This window comes from Curtobacterium sp. MCLR17_044 (genome assembly GCF_003234435.1).
GTDB classification, from domain to species: domain Bacteria; phylum Actinomycetota; class Actinomycetes; order Actinomycetales; family Microbacteriaceae; genus Curtobacterium; species Curtobacterium flaccumfaciens.
Genome location: NZ_QKTC01000011.1, coordinates 85,186 through 101,681, shown reverse-complemented (window position 1 = coordinate 101,681; position 16,496 = coordinate 85,186). Strand labels below are relative to the sequence as shown.

Annotated in this window: 16 protein-coding genes; 8 read left to right on the top strand and 8 right to left on the bottom strand. The window is 70.0% G+C overall.

Annotated features, from left to right (window positions below):
• Window positions 1-37: 37 nt before the first annotated feature.
• The 5 genes from DEJ04_RS09655 (at window position 38) to DEJ04_RS09635 (ending at window position 6,251) form a co-directional block, all read left to right on the top strand.
• Entirely contained in the window at window positions 38-1,537 is a 1,500-nt protein-coding gene (locus tag DEJ04_RS09655; protein ID WP_111046941.1) for an FAD-dependent oxidoreductase, read from the top strand.
• Between the two features lie 49 nt (window positions 1,538-1,586).
• Window positions 1,587-2,834 carry a cytochrome P450 gene (locus DEJ04_RS09650; protein ID WP_220035560.1) on the top strand — a complete coding sequence of 416 codons (1,248 nt, stop codon included), beginning with the start codon at window positions 1,587-1,589 and terminating at the stop codon, window positions 2,832-2,834.
• A 46-nt stretch (window positions 2,835-2,880) separates the two neighbouring features.
• Window positions 2,881-3,567 carry a hypothetical protein gene (locus DEJ04_RS09645; RefSeq protein ID WP_111046940.1) on the top strand — a complete coding sequence of 229 codons (687 nt, stop codon included), beginning with the start codon at window positions 2,881-2,883 and terminating at the stop codon, window positions 3,565-3,567.
• A gap of 211 nt (window positions 3,568-3,778) precedes the next feature.
• Entirely contained in the window at window positions 3,779-4,765 is a 987-nt protein-coding gene (locus tag DEJ04_RS09640) for an endonuclease/exonuclease/phosphatase family protein (protein WP_146248687.1), read from the top strand.
• Between the two features lie 127 nt (window positions 4,766-4,892).
• Window positions 4,893-6,251 (top strand): cation:dicarboxylate symporter family transporter, encoded by a 1,359-nt coding sequence (locus DEJ04_RS09635; protein WP_111046938.1) that lies wholly within the window; start codon window positions 4,893-4,895, stop codon window positions 6,249-6,251.
• A gap of 15 nt (window positions 6,252-6,266) precedes the next feature.
• On the opposite strand, the gene DEJ04_RS09630 is transcribed toward DEJ04_RS09635, so the two are convergent.
• Window positions 6,267-6,779 carry a hypothetical protein gene (locus DEJ04_RS09630; protein WP_146248686.1) on the bottom strand — a complete coding sequence of 171 codons (513 nt, stop codon included), beginning with the start codon at window positions 6,777-6,779 and terminating at the stop codon, window positions 6,267-6,269.
• A 100-nt stretch (window positions 6,780-6,879) separates the two neighbouring features.
• Here DEJ04_RS09630 and DEJ04_RS09625 point away from each other — a divergent pair, with 100 nt between their 5' ends.
• Window positions 6,880-7,755 (top strand): hypothetical protein, encoded by an 876-nt coding sequence (locus tag DEJ04_RS09625; RefSeq protein ID WP_146248685.1) that lies wholly within the window; start codon window positions 6,880-6,882, stop codon window positions 7,753-7,755.
• A gap of 45 nt (window positions 7,756-7,800) precedes the next feature.
• Here the strand turns inward: DEJ04_RS09625 and DEJ04_RS09620 are convergent, their stop codons facing one another.
• Window positions 7,801-8,457: a TetR/AcrR family transcriptional regulator gene (locus tag DEJ04_RS09620; RefSeq protein WP_111030226.1), complete on the bottom strand. Its 657-nt coding sequence runs from the start codon at window positions 8,455-8,457 to the stop codon at window positions 7,801-7,803.
• 188 nt (window positions 8,458-8,645) lie between these two features.
• On the opposite strand from DEJ04_RS09620, the gene DEJ04_RS09615 reads away from it, so the two are divergent.
• A complete protein-coding gene (locus DEJ04_RS09615) occupies window positions 8,646-9,803 on the top strand; it encodes an alpha/beta hydrolase (RefSeq protein WP_181433111.1) in 1,158 nt (385 codons plus the stop codon).
• Between the two features lie 74 nt (window positions 9,804-9,877).
• Here the strand turns inward: DEJ04_RS09615 and DEJ04_RS09610 are convergent, their stop codons facing one another.
• The 4 genes from DEJ04_RS09610 to DEJ04_RS09595 form a co-directional block, all read right to left on the bottom strand.
• On the bottom strand, window positions 9,878-10,144 hold the full coding sequence (locus DEJ04_RS09610) for a hypothetical protein (RefSeq protein WP_111046934.1): 267 nt from the start codon (window positions 10,142-10,144) through the stop codon (window positions 9,878-9,880).
• 152 nt (window positions 10,145-10,296) lie between these two features.
• On the bottom strand, window positions 10,297-11,256 hold the full coding sequence (locus DEJ04_RS09605) for an aldo/keto reductase (RefSeq protein WP_181437785.1): 960 nt from the start codon (window positions 11,254-11,256) through the stop codon (window positions 10,297-10,299).
• A gap of 167 nt (window positions 11,257-11,423) precedes the next feature.
• Window positions 11,424-11,849, bottom strand: coding sequence for an OsmC family peroxiredoxin (locus tag DEJ04_RS09600; RefSeq protein WP_111039627.1), 426 nt, complete (start codon window positions 11,847-11,849; stop codon window positions 11,424-11,426).
• A 49-nt stretch (window positions 11,850-11,898) separates the two neighbouring features.
• The gene (locus DEJ04_RS09595; protein ID WP_111046932.1) at window positions 11,899-12,792 is read right to left on the bottom strand and encodes an enoyl-CoA hydratase/isomerase family protein; all 894 of its coding nucleotides are present in this window, start codon (window positions 12,790-12,792) and stop codon (window positions 11,899-11,901) included.
• 99 nt (window positions 12,793-12,891) lie between these two features.
• Between DEJ04_RS09595 and DEJ04_RS09590 the strand changes: the two genes are divergently transcribed.
• Window positions 12,892-13,497 (top strand): TetR/AcrR family transcriptional regulator, encoded by a 606-nt coding sequence (locus tag DEJ04_RS09590; RefSeq protein ID WP_111046931.1) that lies wholly within the window; start codon window positions 12,892-12,894, stop codon window positions 13,495-13,497.
• A 277-nt stretch (window positions 13,498-13,774) separates the two neighbouring features.
• On the opposite strand, the gene DEJ04_RS09585 is transcribed toward DEJ04_RS09590, so the two are convergent.
• Window positions 13,775-14,983 (bottom strand): glycosyltransferase, encoded by a 1,209-nt coding sequence (locus DEJ04_RS09585; protein ID WP_258371343.1) that lies wholly within the window; start codon window positions 14,981-14,983, stop codon window positions 13,775-13,777.
• Between the two features lie 120 nt (window positions 14,984-15,103).
• Window positions 15,104-16,441 carry an ABC transporter substrate-binding protein gene (locus DEJ04_RS09580; RefSeq protein WP_111046929.1) on the bottom strand — a complete coding sequence of 446 codons (1,338 nt, stop codon included), beginning with the start codon at window positions 16,439-16,441 and terminating at the stop codon, window positions 15,104-15,106.
• Window positions 16,442-16,496: the final 55 nt, after the last annotated feature.

Sequence of the window (16,496 nt, the reverse complement as noted above, 5' to 3'; positions counted from 1 at the left end):
CACGCTGAGGACCACCGCACCCCGACGAGAGGACTCCATGGACATCGCAGTCGACATGACGAAGTGCCAGAGCTACGCCCAGTGCTGCTTCCTCGCACCCGGCGTGTTCCGGTTCGAGGGGGAGGAAGCGTTGGTCTACAACCCGAACCCGAGCGACGAGGAACGCTCTCGCGTGCTGGAGTCCGCGGCGGCGTGTCCGGTGCAGGCGATCCGTGTCGGGGGAACGCGCCTCCCGGTTCGGCATGCCGACCCTGCCGTGCGCGGTGCCGCGCCGTTGACGTCCAGCGACGCGGTCGTCATCGTCGGTGCATCGCTCGCTGGCCTCCGAGCCGCAGAGACGGTGCGCGCAGCGGGGTTCACCGGCCAGCTGACGATCGTCGGGGACGAGCCGCACCGGCCCTACGACCGCCCGCCGCTGTCGAAACAGGTGCTCACCGGCGTGGTCGGCACCACCACGACGACCCTCCCGCACGCGGCCGACCTGGACGTCGACTGGCGCCTGGGCCACGCAGCGGTCTCGCTGGACACGTCGGGCCGGGAGGTCGTCCTCGACGGTGGGGAACGCATCCGGTACACCCGGTTGCTGATCGCCACCGGACGTCGCTCCCGGCCGTGGCCCGTCGAGTCCGAGGCCGCCCTGGACGGCGTCTTCGTGCTGCGGACGGCAGACGACGCCGCACGGATCCGCACCCGGTTGGAGGACCGACCTGGTCGAGTGCTGGTGATCGGCGGTGGGTTCACCGGCGGCGAGATCGCGTCGTCGTGCAGCACGCTCGGCATCCCCGTCACCGTCGTCGATCGCGGGCCGGCTCCGATGGTGAAGGTCTTCGGGACCGCGATCGGACGGATGATGGCGGATGTCCAGCGCGAACACGGTGTGGACCTCCGGACCGGCACCGGCGTGGTGTCGTTGCTCGACGACGACAGCGGACGGCTCTGCGGTGCTCGACTCACCGACGGTTCCACCGTCGACGTCGACCTGGCGGTCGTCGCTGTCGGGGCCGTTCCCAACAGTGAATGGCTCACCGGGTCCGGTGTCGCACAGGACGCCGGTGGGGTGCTGTGCGACGTCGCGCAGCGGGCGCTCGACACCGACGGGCAACCGATGGACGACGTCTTCGTCGCCGGCGACATCGCGCGGCACCCGAACCCGTCGGCGGGCCCCGGCCCCTGGACGAGCGAGCACTGGGGCGCCGCGGTCAGCCAGGCCGACGTCGCAGCGCGGAACCTCGTGCACGACGGCAACGTGCCGCACGAGAGCACCGCGGTCTTCTGGACGATGCAGTTCGGCAACGTCCTCAAGGCCGTCGGAGAGCCGTCCGTCGCGGACTCCGCGCAGGTCGCGCAGGGTTCCCTCGACGAGCGATCCGGCGTCGTCACGTTCGGCCGGGACGGACGCCTGGTGGCCGCCGTCGCCGTCAACCAGGCGAAGTGGCTGCCGTACTACCGCGCGCAGATCGCCGCTGGTGCGTCCTTCCCGCTCGAGGACCCGACCGTCGACCCGTCACGGAACCCCGGAGTGGCCGCAGCACGCTAGCGGACCGCTCCCGACACCACCGATCAGAGCCAGACGACAGGAGCAGAACATGATGACGAACAACCCGCACACCGCGTCGACGACGTGGGACACGTTGCTCGAGCAGGACAACCGGCACGACCCCAACCCCCTCTACGCGCAGCTGCGCACCCACCCGGTGCAGCAACTCGACAACGGTGCGTTCCTCGTCACCGGGTACGACGAGGTCGTGCAGCTCATGCACGACCCGCGGATCAGCTCCGACCCCATGGCGAAGCACCGCGCCGAGGGTGCTGATCCGGGCGAACCCGCGCTGACGTCGGCGTTCGTCATGACGGACCCGCCCGTGCACGACCGCCTGCGCCGGCAGACGATGCGCCACTTCGGACCGCCGCACGCCGCCGACTACATCGACGGGCTCCGACAGGACATCGATGCCATCACGAACGACCTCATCGACGGCTTCGCCGGTCGCACCGAGATCGACGTCGTGGAGTCGTTCGCGTACCCGCTGCCCGTCGCGATGATCTGCGACGTGCTCGGCGTCCCCCCGGAGGACGAGCCCCGCTTCCACGCCTGGAGTTCAGCCATCATCGCGCCGCCGGAGGCCACGGACGACGCCGACGCCGCGGTCAAGCGGCGCGAAGCAGACGAGGCCAGCCGTGAGCTGGCTGCGTACCTCGGCGCACTCGCCGAGTCGCGGCGCGGCACACCGCAGGGCGATCTGCTCTCCGGACTCGTCAACGACCACGGCCCCGACGGCCCGATGTCGCAGACGGAGGTGCTCAACACGTCGATCATGCTGCTCGTCGGCGGGCACGAGACCACCGTCAACATGATCGCCAACGGCACCCTGACCATGCTGCGCCACCCCGACACCATCGAGCTGATCCGCGACAACCCGCACACCATCGCGCAGGTGTTCGAGGAGCTCATCCGAGTCGAACCGCCGGCGCAGGTGACCCCGAAGTACATCGCCCTCGCCGACGTCACCGTCGCAGGCGTCACCATCCCCGAGGGCGCACCCGTGTGGATCGCCTGGGCTGCAGCGAACCGCGACCCACGGCACTTCCCCGAGCCGGACCGGTTCGACCCGCACCGCGCGGGCAACGACCACCTGAGCTTCGGCGCCGGGATCCACGCGTGCTTCGGCGCCCCACTGGCCCGGTTGGAGACCCAGATCGCCCTCGCCACCCTGTTCCGGCGGCTCGTCAACCCGAGGCTGGTGCTCGACCCGCCGCCGTACCGCCGCAACGCGCTCCTCCGGGGTCCGAGTGAGCTCCGTGTCACCTTCGACGGAGTCCTTCCCGCCGCCTGACCGGAGCCGTGTCGGCGTCGCGGAGCCCGGGGGCTAGGGTCGCTGCATGACCACACCCGCGGGGGCGAGTTCGGGCAACGGCTACTGGCGCGGCCAGATCGGGGCGACGGCCCTGTTCGGCGTCGGCCTGGTGGCGTGCAGCGTGGTGCTCTTCCGGGTGGACCCCGACGAGCCGGGGCGGGCGGTCCTGCTCGCGTTCGGGGGCCTGCTCTTCCTCACCACGCTCGGCTGGGCGGTCGACGCCGCGACCCGCTCGGACCCCCGACAGCGCGCGCTCTTCGCGTGGGCCATCGCCCAGCACGAGGCCGCGGGGCACGGCAACGACGCCCTCGCGCTGGCCGATGCCGCCCGTGCCCGCGACGGTGCGCTCGACGCCGAGCGGATCCAGGCGCTGCAGGCGCTCCGCCCCGACAACCCGTACCCGGGCGGCCCGCTCGACGGCGACTCGGACGGCGGGACCGTCGGAACTCGCGAGACGGGAGCGAACCGACTCGGGGTCGCGCTCCTCGCGCTGTTCCTCGCGTTGACCGGGCTGTACAGCAGCTGCTGGCCGTCGGTGTTCGTGCTCGGGTGGCCGTTCCAGTTCATCGCGTCGATCCTCGCGGTGGTCGCGATCGTGCGGCCCGGTCGCGGACGCCGACTCGGCGTCGTCGCGGCGACCGTCTCGGTGCTCGGCACCCTCATGACGGTCGGCATGCTCGTGTGGCGCGTGGTCGAGGCGAACGGCAGCTAGCTGCCCGCGGTCGCGCGTGCGGCCCGCGACGTGCGCGGTGACGGACGGGAGGCGCGGTGCCAGCTGGTGTCGCGCCTCCAGTCCGGTGTCGGCCGGCCCACGGCGTGGGCAGGCGCCCCACGTTGCTGCCACTGCTGTGGCCCAGCAGGATCCTCAGCAGGCGGTCGCTGTTCACCGGCAGCCGCGGGTGGCCGTGCGCGAGGATCCAGGGGTGTCTCGTCGTGCGGCTGCTGTCTCGACCACCGTGGTGGTCGCGACCCTGCTGGTCGGTGCCACCTTCGTCGCCGCTCCGTGGCTCGGCATGGGGCGGGCTCCGGTGCTCGCCGCCGTGCTGCCGGCCCGGTCGCTCGTGACCGCGGGACTGGTCGCTGCCGGTCTCGCCCTGGTGCTCGTCGCTGTCGTCCTGCGACGCACGCGACTCGTGCGGCTGGTTGCAGCGTCACTCGGTGTGGTCCTGCTCGTCGTCGCCGTGGCGAACACGGCGGTGCTCGGCGTGCGGGGATGGGACGTGCGGCCGGGCGACGGTGCCCGGGGTGCGCTCCGGGTGTTCGAGTGGAACACCAACGGAGGACTCGTCGGTCCGCAGAGAATCGCCCGTGCGGCGCTGTCCGCACGGGCGGACGTCGTTGTGCTCCCCGACGCGGGCGACCGACGGGCCGCCGCTGCGGTGGCGCGGGCGATGGGGCAGCACGGTCGGCCGGTGCGTCTTTTCATGGGTGGTGCCGGCACGCAGGTGGCGGTGCTCGTCGGGGCCGATCGCGCGTCCGGCGCCTCGATGTCGCCCGGCGTCGATCCGGTGAAGACGATGACGGTGTCCGGGCCGTCGATCCCCACGATCGTCGCCGTGCACGCTCCGCAACCGATCGGGCGGGGCCTGGCGGGCTGGCGGACCGATCTGCGGTGGGTCGGCGAACAGTGCGGCCGCGGCGCTGACGTGGTCGTGTCGGGGGACTTCAACGGATCGGTCGACAGCTTCGATGACGGGCGTCTCGGTTCGTGCCGGGACGCCGCGTCCACCGTGCACGCCGCGGCGCTCGGTACGTGGCCGACGTGGCTCGATCCGCGGCTGGCGATGCCCATCGACCACACCCTGGTCGGTCCGTCGGTCGGAGTCGTCCGGTCGTGGAGCGTGCTGATGAGCCAGGACGAGTCCGGTGCTCGGCACCGGCCGACCCTGACGGTCGTCGGCGGCAGCTGACCCCTGTTCCGGTGGGCGTGCGGCCCTGTTTCGGTGGACGTGCGGCCCTGTTTCGGTGGACGTGCGGCGCGGCAGGTGGGAACAGACTCGCAACGTCGTCGAAACACGCGCGCGGTGGGGTGGATGCATGGACGTCACCACCACGGATCGTGCTCCCGCTCGCTGGTACCACTCGCTGTTCGTGCAGATCGCGATCGGGGTGGCCCTCGGCATCGCCGTCGGGGTCTGCTTCCCCGCGGCCGCGCCGGTGCTCAACGTGGTGGGGCAGGGGTTCATCCGGCTGATCGAGATGGTCATCGCGCCGCTGGTGTTCATCGTCGTGGTGACGGGCATCGTGCACGTCGGTGACCTGCGCTCCGTGGGACGGATCGCCGGCAAGGCGATGATCTACTTCCTGCTCGCGTCGTCGTGCGCGCTCGTGTTCGGCCTGCTGGTCGGCAACCTCGTGCGCCCCGGGGCCGGCCTGCGGATCGACCCGTCGTCGCTCGACGCCTCGGCCGTGGCGGCGAAGACCGCGGGCGGCGCGGCTCCGGACGCGGGGACGTTCATCCTCGACCTCATCCCGTCGAGCGTCGTGAACGCGTTCGCGACCAACGACATCCTGCAGGTGCTCGTCTTCGCGGTGTTCGTCGGCGCGGCGATCGCCGCCATCGGCAGTGACCGTGCGCGGCCGCTCGTGCGGGGCCTCGACCTGTGCCTCGAGGTCGTCTACCGGATCCTGGGCTGGGTGATGCGTCTGTCGCCGCTCGGTGCGTTCGGGGCGATGGCGTACGTCGTGGGGCAGTACGGCATCGACACCCTGGGTTCGTACGGGCTGCTGATCGCCGCCTGCTACGGCGCAGCGGCGGTGTTCATCGTGGCGCTGCTCGTGGGCGGACGGCTGCTGTCCGGGGTGCCGATCTGGCGGTTCGTCTGGCACACCCGCGCGGAGTTCGGGCTGGCCCTGGGCACCGCGTCGACCGAGGCCGTGCTGCCGCGGATGATCACCCGGCTCACCGAGGTCGGCGTCTCCCGCAGTGTCGCCGGGCTCGTCGTGCCGACGGGGTACTCGTTCAACCTCGACGGGGCGGCGATCTACCTGTCGATCTCGCTGCTGTTCCTGACCCAGGCGTTCGGGGTGCCGCTGACGCTCGAGCAGCAGGTCGCCGCACTGGGGGTGCTGCTGCTGACGTCGAAGGGCATGGCCGGGGTGCCGGGCTCGTCGTTCCTGGCGCTGTCGGCCACGGCGACGAGCCTCGGACTGTTCCCCGTCGCTGGCGTCGCGCTGCTGCTCGGTGCCGACCGGATCATGGACGCGATGCGGGTGAGCGTCAACCTGCTCGGCAACTGCGTCGCGACGCTCGTGGTGGCGCGGTGGCAGGGCGAGCTCGACCGTGATCGGGTGGACGCGGTGCTGCGGCCCGGGCGTGGGGTGCGGCCGTCGTCGGAGCCGGAACCTGCTGCGGGTGCTGCGGGTGCAGCCGCGGTGTCGGCACCGGTTCGGTGAGGGCTCTCGGCGCGGTCAGCGTTCGAGGACGGCGCGCTGCTGGTCGTACTGCTGGCGGGTCCGGTGGCCGCCCATCTTGCGGACGACGGCGCCCGAGGGGTCACGCGTGATCCGCCACCAGATCGCGATGCAGAGCGCGTCGACCGGCAGAGGCGTGCCGAGTCCGACCAGGAGCTGCCTGCCGAGGTCCGTCCGCCACGGCAGACCCGAGACCTCGAGCGCGGTGAAGACGAGCAGACAAACCACGATGGTGATCGGGCTGAGCCAGAGCTTCCGCACGGTGCGTTGACGTGCCACGTCGATCTCCGCCAGCTGCGCCAACGGCAGCGTCGAACCGACGTGCTCGCGGGGCTCGCCACCGACGATGACGGCGGCAGGGCCGGGGGTGGTCGCTGTGTCGTCCGCGTCCGTGGCGGGTCGCCACACCACGTCGTCCAGGTGCTCCAGGTCGTCGTCGACGCGGAACCAGCCGCCTTCGAAGCCGTCGGCAGCGGCGTCGGGATCGGCGCGAGGCGTGGTCGTGGTCACGTCGGTCATCTTGGCAGCAACAGGCGCCGCTGGGACACCACCGCTTCGGGGGTGGGGCGAAGGCGTCGCCCGCGGACCCGGGGCGCGTTCTGCTGGCAGGATGGTCCCCGACACCACGGGGGCGGGGGCCGGCATGGGCACGGAACAGCAGGACTGGCGTGACCAGGGGACGGGCCCGACGACGGGGCGAGGGAACGCGATCGCCATCGCACTCGTGCTGCCGGTGCTGCTCGTCGTGAGCTGGGCGGTCCAGATCGGGGCGTACCTGGCGCGCGACTTCGGGTCGATGGACGACCGGCTCGGTGCCGGGGGCGTGTTGGCACGGCTGGTCATCGGCGCCGTGCTCGCCGTGGGGATCCCCGTGGTCGTGCTCGTCGTGCAGGTCCGGGCTCGGCGGCGCGAACCGCGGCACTCGCTGGCCGCCGTGGTCGCGGCGATCGTCGTGCTGGTCATCGCCGTGCCGTGGAACGGCCTGGTCCTGACGTCACAGTTGCGGAGCATGGTCGCCGATGCCCGGCAGTGGGCGCAGCCCGCGACCGCCGCCGAGCGGCACTTCGCCGACGGCGACGCCCGCGCCACACTCGAGCGGATCGGGGACCGCACGGTTCGGATCCTCGGCGGCGACCGGAAGTCCGCCTACCGCGATGGTGAGCGAGCCGGTGGTGCGTACAGCGAGGAGTGCCAGCTGTCGAACGCCCACCAGGGGGTGCGGTGGATGTACTGGTACGACCCGGGGGAGTACACCGACGAGCAGGGCAACGAGTTGCTGCCCGAGGACCACACGTTGATCGAGGGTGCGAACCGCGACGTGGACGGAGTCCGGGAGTACTGGGCGTCCGAGGGCATCGACGCGCGGTCGGAAGAGGACACGGTGCCCGACCAGATCGCGCCGACCGCCGACTGGCTCGAGAGCGGCTCGTCGTACACACGGCCCGGTCCGGACGTCGACTTCCGCACGATCTGCCTCGTGCGCTGACCCGAGAGTCGTCGGGTCGTCGCTCCGGCGCAGTGGATCGACAGCTCAGGTGGGTCGGTTGTTCTGGCCGTAGCCGGTTCGTGACCCCTCGATTGCGCTGTCGAGCATCCGGGTCCAGGTGGCCCTGGACTCTGTGCTGAGGTCCCCGCCCTCGTTCAGGAGCCAGTGGCTCGAGGCGACCGTGACGCCGCTCATGAGCGATCCAACGAGCAGATCGACTTCGAGACGGCTCCAACTCGGGTAGCGGGTGGAGACATGCTCGGCCAGGTGCAGCGAGGTTCGGTCCATGACCTGTCGGAGCAGGGCTTCGTGCCGGGGTGACGCTTCGTCGCCTCGCCCGACGACTGCTCCGACGGACACGATCACGTCGGGCATGCTCGTGGCGCGCAATGACCGAGACACCTCGTCAAAGACAGCGGCACGAGAACCGTCGGTCCCTGGCGCGGCCGCACTCACTTCGTCGAACGTCGCCCACGCAGTCTCGAACTGCTCGACACTCGCCGTCACCAAGACGTCTGACACCGAAGGGAAGTAGTTGAACACCGTCGCCCGAGACATGTCAGCACGCTCGGCGAGTTCTTCGACGGTGAAGGCGGGGCCACCCCGCTCGGCGACCAACGCGATGGCCGCGTCGAGGATCGCGCGTCGTGAGCGGGCCTTCAACATCTCGCGGCGTCCGCGCGGGATTGCAGGGGAACTCATACGCCGAGTGTAACGCCCAAACGCTAGACGGCGTCGATGTTTAGACGTAGTCTCGATTCACCACGTCTGCTTGCATGAAGGGCACCATGAGCACGAACGAGCAGTCACCCCAGTCCCTACCTCCGCAGGACGAGCGGACTGGCGGAGACCGTCCGGCGCGTTTCCGGTGGGCGCGGACTGTCGCTGCCGTGGTCGGCGCCGTCCTGGGGGGCCTTGTTGTCGTCCTCGCTGCCGGGAACCTCGTTCCCGCGACGAGCAACATCGTGACGCTCGGCGGCTCGATGGCCTGGGGCTATTTCGCGCCACACCTGGTGATCGTCAGTGTCATCGCTGTTCTTCTCTGCGTTCCCCTCTGGCGGGCACGGCGACGACCCGTGATCCGGGGCATCGCCTCTGTTCTCGCCCTTGGGGCGCTGGTCGCCTCGACCGGCATCACCGCAGCCCTGGTGCATTCGGCGACGGCGAACGGCGGTTCCGTGAACTTCGCCCGCACTCTGGCGCTGACGAACACGCCCGTGACCCCGACCAAGATCACGACCTACGTCACGGCTGGCGGCAAGGCCCAGCAAGCGCGCATCTACGAACCCAAGGGCGGCCCGAAGGGCGCGCCGGTGATGATGTACATCCATGGCGGCGGCTGGTACGGCGGTACTGCGGAAGAGTCCGACAGTCTCGCGCAGCGGTGGGCCGATCGGGGTTGGTACGTCGTCAACGTCGACTACCGGCTCGCGGACGCCACGCACGCAACATGGGACGAAGCCCCCGCCGACGTCGCCTGCGCCCTGACCTGGACGGACAAGCTGGCGAAGGACGTCGGCGCTGACACCGGCAAGCTGACCGTCATGGGTGACTCCGCAGGCGGCCACCTCGCCATGCTCCTCGGCTGGTCCGCCGCCGCGGGTGCCGCCCCCTCCACGTGCCCCGGAGCTGGCAAGGTCCCCGTTCCCGACGCCGTCGTGGCCGGGTATCCCGTGAGCAACATCGACTACACGTACGACCACGGCGCCTCACCCCTGCCGAGCTTCAACCCGCAGGAGTTCACGCGGTTCTTCCTCGGTGGCGCACCTGCTGATGTCCCCGACCACGTCCGAGCAGTGTCGCCCTCGACCTACCTCAGCGCCGCGATCCCGGCGACTCTCGTCCTGCAGCCCGAGCGAGATGACTTCATCCCCGCCAAGGGCAACGACGAGGTGATGAAACAGGCGAAACAAGCGGGCGCCGACGCGACGATCGTGCAGGTCCCCTTCGCTTGGCACGGATTCGACGCCACAGAGGACAGCATCGGCGGCCAGGTCAAGATGACCGTCACCGAGAACTGGCTGGAGAAGCGCAACCTCGCCCCCTAGGCCACGCCCCGTAACCCGCCTGCTACTGAGGCGGCGGAGCCGCAGGTGTGCCGCGGCTCGTGCGCCCTAGCGGGCTAGCCGCGTTGGAGTTGCGCAGCGACGCGAGACCACTGGTCGTGCTCCCACTGCGCGCACGCGTGCCGGCGCCCTGAGGAACCGAAGTCGTTCTCGACGTTCGCGCTGGCCGTCATGATCGTCTGGCCGTCGATAGCGCGGACCAGGAAGTCGATGTTCAGCACCGAGCCGGTGCCACCGATGTTCTTGTCCGTCACCGTCGAGATCATGCCCGAGTTCAGGCCGGGCTTCGCCGTTGGGTTGGTGAAGTTGTAGAGGGTGGTCACGCGAAAGCTGTCCAAGGAGGCGGATGCCCGGACGCTGCCGCTTTCGGTGTTTGAGCTTGGTTCGGTCCTCCTCGGTCGATCGCCCGCATGGTCGTCGGCTCACTGATCCTCCGGCTGGTTGTCCGGCGTCCATGGGACAGGAGCGCTGAAGGTCACGAGATCGCGAACAGGGTGTCGAGTGCGTCGTCGAGGTTCGTGTCCCAGTCGAAGGCACGCGACTCGTCGACACTGCGCCAGTGGTGCTCCTTGCTGAAAGCGACGATGGGAGCGGTGACAGCGGCGTGGTTGAGCAACCAAGCGAGGGCGAGTCCGGCGGGTGAGATGCCGTGGTCGGCGGCGAGTGTGTCGAAGCGACGTACGGTGTCCATCAGCTCGGCGTCGCCGAGGCGCCGTTCCGCGTGGGGCGCAGTGCTGGCGCGGCTGCCGGTCTGTGGTCGCTGCCCATCGCTGTAGCGTCCCGCAAGGATGCCGTTCGCGAGTGGGGAGAACGGCGTGTACGCGAGGCCTTCTGCTGTGACCAGAGGCAGGACGTCCCGGTCGTCGCTCCGGTCGAGCAGGGAGTAGGAGTTTTGCACGATCTCGGGTCGGTGGAGTCCGAGGCGATCTGCGGTCGCGAGTGCGTCGGCTAGTTGGATGGCGTTCACGTTGGACAGGCCGTACGCGCGGATCCTGCCGTCGTCGACGGCGTCGCTGAACACCGGGAGCGATCGTTCCCAGGGGGTGGAGGGATCGGTGGTGTGCGCGAGGTAGAGGTCGACGTGCCCGAGGGTCTTCGTGCTGTTTGCGAGTTGCCTCCGGATCCGTTCCGGGTCCAGATCCGGCCCGTTCGCGGTCACACCGGTCTTCGTCTGGGTGAGGGTGGAGCTGTCCGGATGCGTCCGGTTCCACTGTCCGATGACGCGCTCGCTCGTGCCTCCTGTGTAGGCGTCAGCGGTGTCGAACGCCGTGAACCCTTCTGCGACCGCTCGATCGAGCAGGGCGAGTCCCTCGTCTTCGGACAATCCGATGCCGGGGCCTGTCGACATGGCGACGCCGCCGATGTTGCCGGTGCCGAGGATGAACGGTCCGAGTTGTTCGCGGCGGCCGGAGTGGGTGGATTCGATCCACGTCATCAGTGTTCCTTTCGCGGCGGCGTCGGGCTCGAGGTCCGGTCGCTCGCCTGTTGCTGGTCTCATCGGTCCCTACGTACGTGCGAGCGCCGCAGCGGAGGCGCTGACGTGCGGGGCCAGCGGCGCGGAGCGGCATCTTGTGGTGCTGTCCGCGCCGCTGTTCGCAGTGCTCAGTCCACGAGGGTGAACGTCATCTTCGGCTCGACCTTGAGGAACCGTGAGATGAGGCACCCCCGTGCCGCGGTGATCGCGAGTCCCTGGAACTGGCCGGGTTCGATGCCGGGCACCTTCGCGCGCATCGTGATCGTGATCGGTCCCGCCTGGGTGACGTCGAGGCTCAGCTCGTTGTCGACGTCGACGGTCGTCTCGATGAACTCCGCGGTGAAGTTACCCCACCCGAACACGTTCGCGAAGGCCTGGTTCAGGCAGCCGGCGTAGGCGACCGCGAGGAGTTCCTCCGGGATCGCTCCGTCTGCGCCCTCGAAACGGCTGGCGAAGTCGTACGGGACATCAGCGAGGGTGTCTGTGCCGGTCGACAACGACCCACGTCCTTCCTTCCACGACCCGCTCCACTGAGCCGTGCCTGCCGCGATCATCGTGCGCCTCGTGCGGACGCCGGCATGGTGGCGTCGTGCAGCTGGTGGTTCATCGCTGTGCCTGGGTGGCGAGCTCGGCGCTGACAGCGCCCATGACCGCCGGCAGGTCCAGGTCGGTCTGCGTGTCCTGTGCCCAGCCGCGAGCGACGAGCAGTCCGAAGCGCTCCTGGGTCTCGGGGCGAGGGATCGCGTCGAGGATCTCGCGGAACGACTGCAGGAGGTCTCCCGCCGAAGGCGGCGCGACGCGCTCGTTCACCAGACGCTTCACGGTCGCGAGCGCGTGCTTGTCGAAGCTCGCGAGCCGTCCGGCCAGGCGATCGACGAAACCATCGAGTTCGGCGTCAGGGAGCGCTCGGTTGATCCACCCGTACTCCGCTGCGGTGACAGCGTCGTAGTCGTTGCCGGATGCCAGGACCTCAAGCGCTCGGGAACGTCCGACCAGCTGCGGCAACCAGTCGAAGCCCCCTCCGCCCGGGACGGCACCGGAGCCGATCTCCGGCTGTGCGAACACGCCCTTCTCGATGCTTGCGAAGCGCATGTCGAGGGCAAGCGCGAACTCGTCCCCGATCCCGCGAGTGCGGCCACGCACCGAGCCGATGGTGATGACCGGGGCGTGTGCCATCCGTGTGACGAAGTCGTGCCAGGTCTCCGGCAGGGACGCGGCACCGGGCACGTCAGGCACGTCGGACATGTTCTGGACGTCGAGCTGCGAGAGGAAGTAGTCAGGATCCGCGCTGTCGAAGACGACGACCTTGAGAGCAGGGTCCGTCTCCATGCGCTCGACAAGGAGACGCAGTGCCGCGTAGACGCTGGGGCCGAGCATGTTCATGGGCGGGTTCGCGAACGTCGCGCGGACGAAGCCCGGGCTCTCCTCGGTGATGTGCAACGGGACGGTGAAACCGGAGTGGTCGTATCGCGGCGTCAGGGTGACGGCTTCAGTCATGGTTCTGCTCCTCGGGATGGCGAAGTACACCGATCGGTGTGCAACCCCACGAACGTACACAAGCTGGAGCCAAACCACAACGATCGGTATACTTGAGGCATGACGACGGAATCAGCTGCACCCGAGAAGCGGTCGCGGAGCGGTCGCGGGGCTCGCGGACGGATCCTCGAGGCAGCGGCGACGCTCTTCTACGAGGAGGGGATCGTCACCACCGGCGTGGAACGGCTCGCCGAGGTCGCGCACGTGTCCAAACGCACCCTGTACGACCACTTTCCGAGCAAGGCCCTGATCGTCGATGAGTACCTCCGTCAGTTCGAGGAATCCGGCATCGACAGTGAGCGGGTCCTCGACCAGGTGCAGCTGAGCCCGCGCGATCGCCTGTTGGGGATGTTCGCCGATCTTCCCGACAACGCCCCCCTCCGCGGCTGTGCCTTCCACAACGCCAGCGTGGAAGCGGCCGCCACGATGCCGGCCGTCGGGGAAGCCGTGATCCGGCACAAGACCGCGTTCCTGGCGAAGCTCACGGCAACCGCCGCGGAGGCCGGCGCGTCGGATCCGGGTTCGTTGGCGCGCCAGATCTCGGTCCTCTTCGAGGGATCGCGGGCGCTGACGACCTCTCTTCAGTCGCGCGACGTCATGGCGGAGGCCCGCGCCGCCGCAGCGGTGCTCATCGATGCAGCGACCGTCTCGTCCGGCAGCCACTGACTTCTTCCGTCAACCTGCTGACGATCCGAGACGTGAGCGACGAGGTGCCTCGATGGCCGCTTCGCGGTCCTGCATCGGCTGTTCAGCTATGAGCTCGGCGCCGCAGGCATACCGACGGCCGCGGAGGAGGGTCATGCGCGGCCGGACAGCGGTAGCGATGCAGGTTGGGAACTCGCGCCGAACTCGCCCGCCGCCGCAGGCGCCGACAGACCCTCGCTCACCAACGAGCTGACCGTCGGACAGCCGCGCCGCCGTGGTGTGGCGGGACCTGCGCTCCTCACCGCGGGGCGGGCGTCCAGCCGACCAGGCGCTCGACGGCGGCCAGGACGACGGCCGGGGGTTCACCTGTCACGATCTCGGTCCGGACCCGTCCGGCTGCGACGCGGAACGTCGGCTCGGTCAGGAGTCGCGACGCGGTGGTGCGGATGTCCTCCGCGGTCGCCGTCGCTGCGTCGAGGACGAGTCCGGCGCCCAGGGCCTCGACGCAGCCGCCGTTCGGCAACTGGTCCGCACCGAGCGGCAGGACCAGCAGGGGCACCCCGTGCGCGAGTGCCCCGGTCACCGATCCGGACCCGCCGTGGTTCACCACGAGGTCCACGAGCCCGAGCACCGAGTCCTGCGGGACGTACTGCTCGATCCGGATCGCTCCCGGCCCCGACGGCACCGGGAAGGTCGTCGGGTCGACCCAGGGTCCGGTCGTCACGAGGATCCGTGCCGGCAGGGCGGCGAGGGCGTCGATGAGCCGAGCGAACAGGTCGCCTGACTTCGTGTTGAACTCGGTGCCGAGCGTGACGTAGACGCGAGGTCCGTCGCCGGCGGCCAACCACGCGGCGGCGTCCGACGGTGGTGACGACCAGGGGTCCGGTCGCATCCGGATGACCGGACCATGCAGCTCCTGCCCGGATCGCATCGACGCCGGGAACGGGATGACGGTGAGCGCGCCGCCGAGCATGTGTTGCTGCGGGTCGGGTCCGAGTCCCGCGCGTCGGCGGAGCGCCTCGAGCGGCGCTCGCACCGCGTCGCGCCAGGTCCCACCGGCCGAGGCGAAGGCCAGGACCACCACGCACGGCACCCCGGCTCGTTCGGCGGCGGTCATCGCGCCGAAGTCGAACTCCCCGCAGACCACGAGGTCGGCCGTCCACCGAGTGACCAGCCGTCCGACGTCGACGACGGCCCCGGCGGCCGCGTCCCCCAGGAACACCTGGGGAACGCGGGTGAGCACCGTGCTCGGGTCGATCGGGGTCAGGGTGCCGGTGCCCGGCCTGCTCGCCGGCAGCTCCACGTCCCGCGGCTGCCGGTGCGAGAACCCGGTCTGTTCGAGGACGGCCTCGCGCGCGCCACTCAGTGCGGTCCGGTGTCCGGCAGCGCTGGCCGCGCGTGCGAGCGGCAGCATCGGCGCGAGGTGTCCCCGCCCCCGTGGGAACGAGAACACGATGCGCAGGGGTTCCGGAGTCCCGTAGCCGGGCCGGCCGTTCGCAGCAGACACCACAGGGCTCCGATCGTCGCGCGGGCTGCCTGCCCGCTTCGTCAGACAACCGTATGGCGAACGACGGTCGTGCTCCATGAACCCTTGGTCAGCCTCGACGGGGCGTGCACTCGGAGTGGGTCACTTGCCAGCGGCCTCGTTGTAGGACTCGATCTGCTTGCCGGCCTGCTGCTCCGCATCCGTCATGGTCGACTCGACGTCGGCACCCTCGACGATCCGGTTGAAGGCGCCGATGACGGTGGCGCGCACCGTCGGGAACGCGCCGGTGATGCAGCCAGCAGCGGCGACGCTCGTGGGGTCGTCGGCGAGCTGCTGGTACATCGTGGCGATGTTCGGGTCGGACAGGGAGCGCTTGCCCACGGTGGTGTCCTGGGCGTCGGTGTTCATCGCGACGTAGCCGGTCGCCTTCGCCCACTCGGCCTGCACGTCCGGCGTCTGGAGCCACTTGGCGAACGTGTACGACGCCTGCTGCTCGGCGGACGAGTGGCCCTTGCCGGAGATCCACAGCGCGTTGCCGCCGATGACCTGCCCGGCGTCGTCGGAGGCCGACGTGGTGGGGAACCGGGCGACGACGGACTTCGAGCCGTCCGGGTCGACCGTCGTGTAGGCGCCGGACGAGGTCAGCAGCATCCCGACCTTGTTGCTCGAGAACGCCGAGTTCTGGACGGTCGAGTCGGTGCCGGGGTTCAGGGCGGCGCCGTCCTGGTAGAGCTTCTGCAGCGTGGTCATGAACTGCACCTGGGTGTCCGAGGTGAGCGAGACACCGGTGACCGGCTTGCCCTTCCGCCCGTTGTCCGGGGTGCAGAAGGGCTGGCCGCCCGAGGCGCTGAGCTCCTCGAGCATCCACGAGTCGCCCATGTTCATGCTCATGCCGTAGCCACCGGTCGCGGCGTGGATCTTCTCGGCCCAGGTCGCGACCTGCGCCAGCGTCTTCGGCGGCTTGGCGGCGTCGAGGCCGGCCTTCGCGACGAGTGCCTTGTTCAGGTAGAGCACGGGCATCGAGACCGAGAACGGCATCGCCGCGAGTGACTTGCCGTCGCTGTAGTACGTCGCGGCGGCCGGGGCGATCGTGTCGGTGCCCGACGTCGATCCACTGATCTTCGCGGGGGACACCGTCTGGCCGGAGTCGATCATGAAGCCGGTCGACACGTCGTTCATCATGAGCAGGTCCGGCGTCGAGCCGGACTGCACCGCCGCCGTGTACTTCGTCTGGACGGCCGCGTAGTCGCCCTGGAACGACGACTTCACGGTGATGTGCTGGTCGTTCTCCTTGTTGAAGCGGGCGACGAGCGCGTCGAGCTCGGTCGCGGGCGGCCCGGACATGGCGTGCCAGAAGTCGACGGTGACGGGGCCGGAGCTGTCCGACGCGGAGCTCGACGTGGAGCACCCGGTCAGGGCGAGGACCGCGACGGCCCCGGTGGCGAGTGCGGTGAGGGCGGTGGAACGACGTGCGGGCATGGTGCGTCCTTCGGGTGTGGGGCGGGCGGGGGTCGGGGAGGGGATCGAGCGTGTC

Coding starts and splice junctions, on each gene's coding strand:
- DEJ04_RS09595 (WP_111046932.1), bottom strand. CDS start 12,792: ATGACTGAAGCCGTCACCCTGACGCCGCGATACGACCACTCCGGTTTC.
- DEJ04_RS09580 (WP_111046929.1), bottom strand. CDS start 16,441: ATGCCCGCACGTCGTTCCACCGCCCTCACCGCACTCGCCACCGGGGCC.
- DEJ04_RS09625 (WP_146248685.1), top strand. CDS start 6,880: ATGGTCCCCGACACCACGGGGGCGGGGGCCGGCATGGGCACGGAACAG.
- DEJ04_RS09600 (WP_111039627.1), bottom strand. CDS start 11,849: ATGATCGCGGCAGGCACGGCTCAGTGGAGCGGGTCGTGGAAGGAAGGA.
- DEJ04_RS09655 (WP_111046941.1), top strand. CDS start 38: ATGGACATCGCAGTCGACATGACGAAGTGCCAGAGCTACGCCCAGTGC.
- DEJ04_RS09650 (WP_220035560.1), top strand. CDS start 1,587: ATGATGACGAACAACCCGCACACCGCGTCGACGACGTGGGACACGTTG.
- DEJ04_RS09645 (WP_111046940.1), top strand. CDS start 2,881: ATGACCACACCCGCGGGGGCGAGTTCGGGCAACGGCTACTGGCGCGGC.
- DEJ04_RS09620 (WP_111030226.1), bottom strand. CDS start 8,457: ATGAGTTCCCCTGCAATCCCGCGCGGACGCCGCGAGATGTTGAAGGCC.
- DEJ04_RS09635 (WP_111046938.1), top strand. CDS start 4,893: ATGGACGTCACCACCACGGATCGTGCTCCCGCTCGCTGGTACCACTCG.
- DEJ04_RS09605 (WP_181437785.1), bottom strand. CDS start 11,256: ATGACGTGGATCGAATCCACCCACTCCGGCCGCCGCGAACAACTCGGA.
- DEJ04_RS09590 (WP_111046931.1), top strand. CDS start 12,892: ATGACGACGGAATCAGCTGCACCCGAGAAGCGGTCGCGGAGCGGTCGC.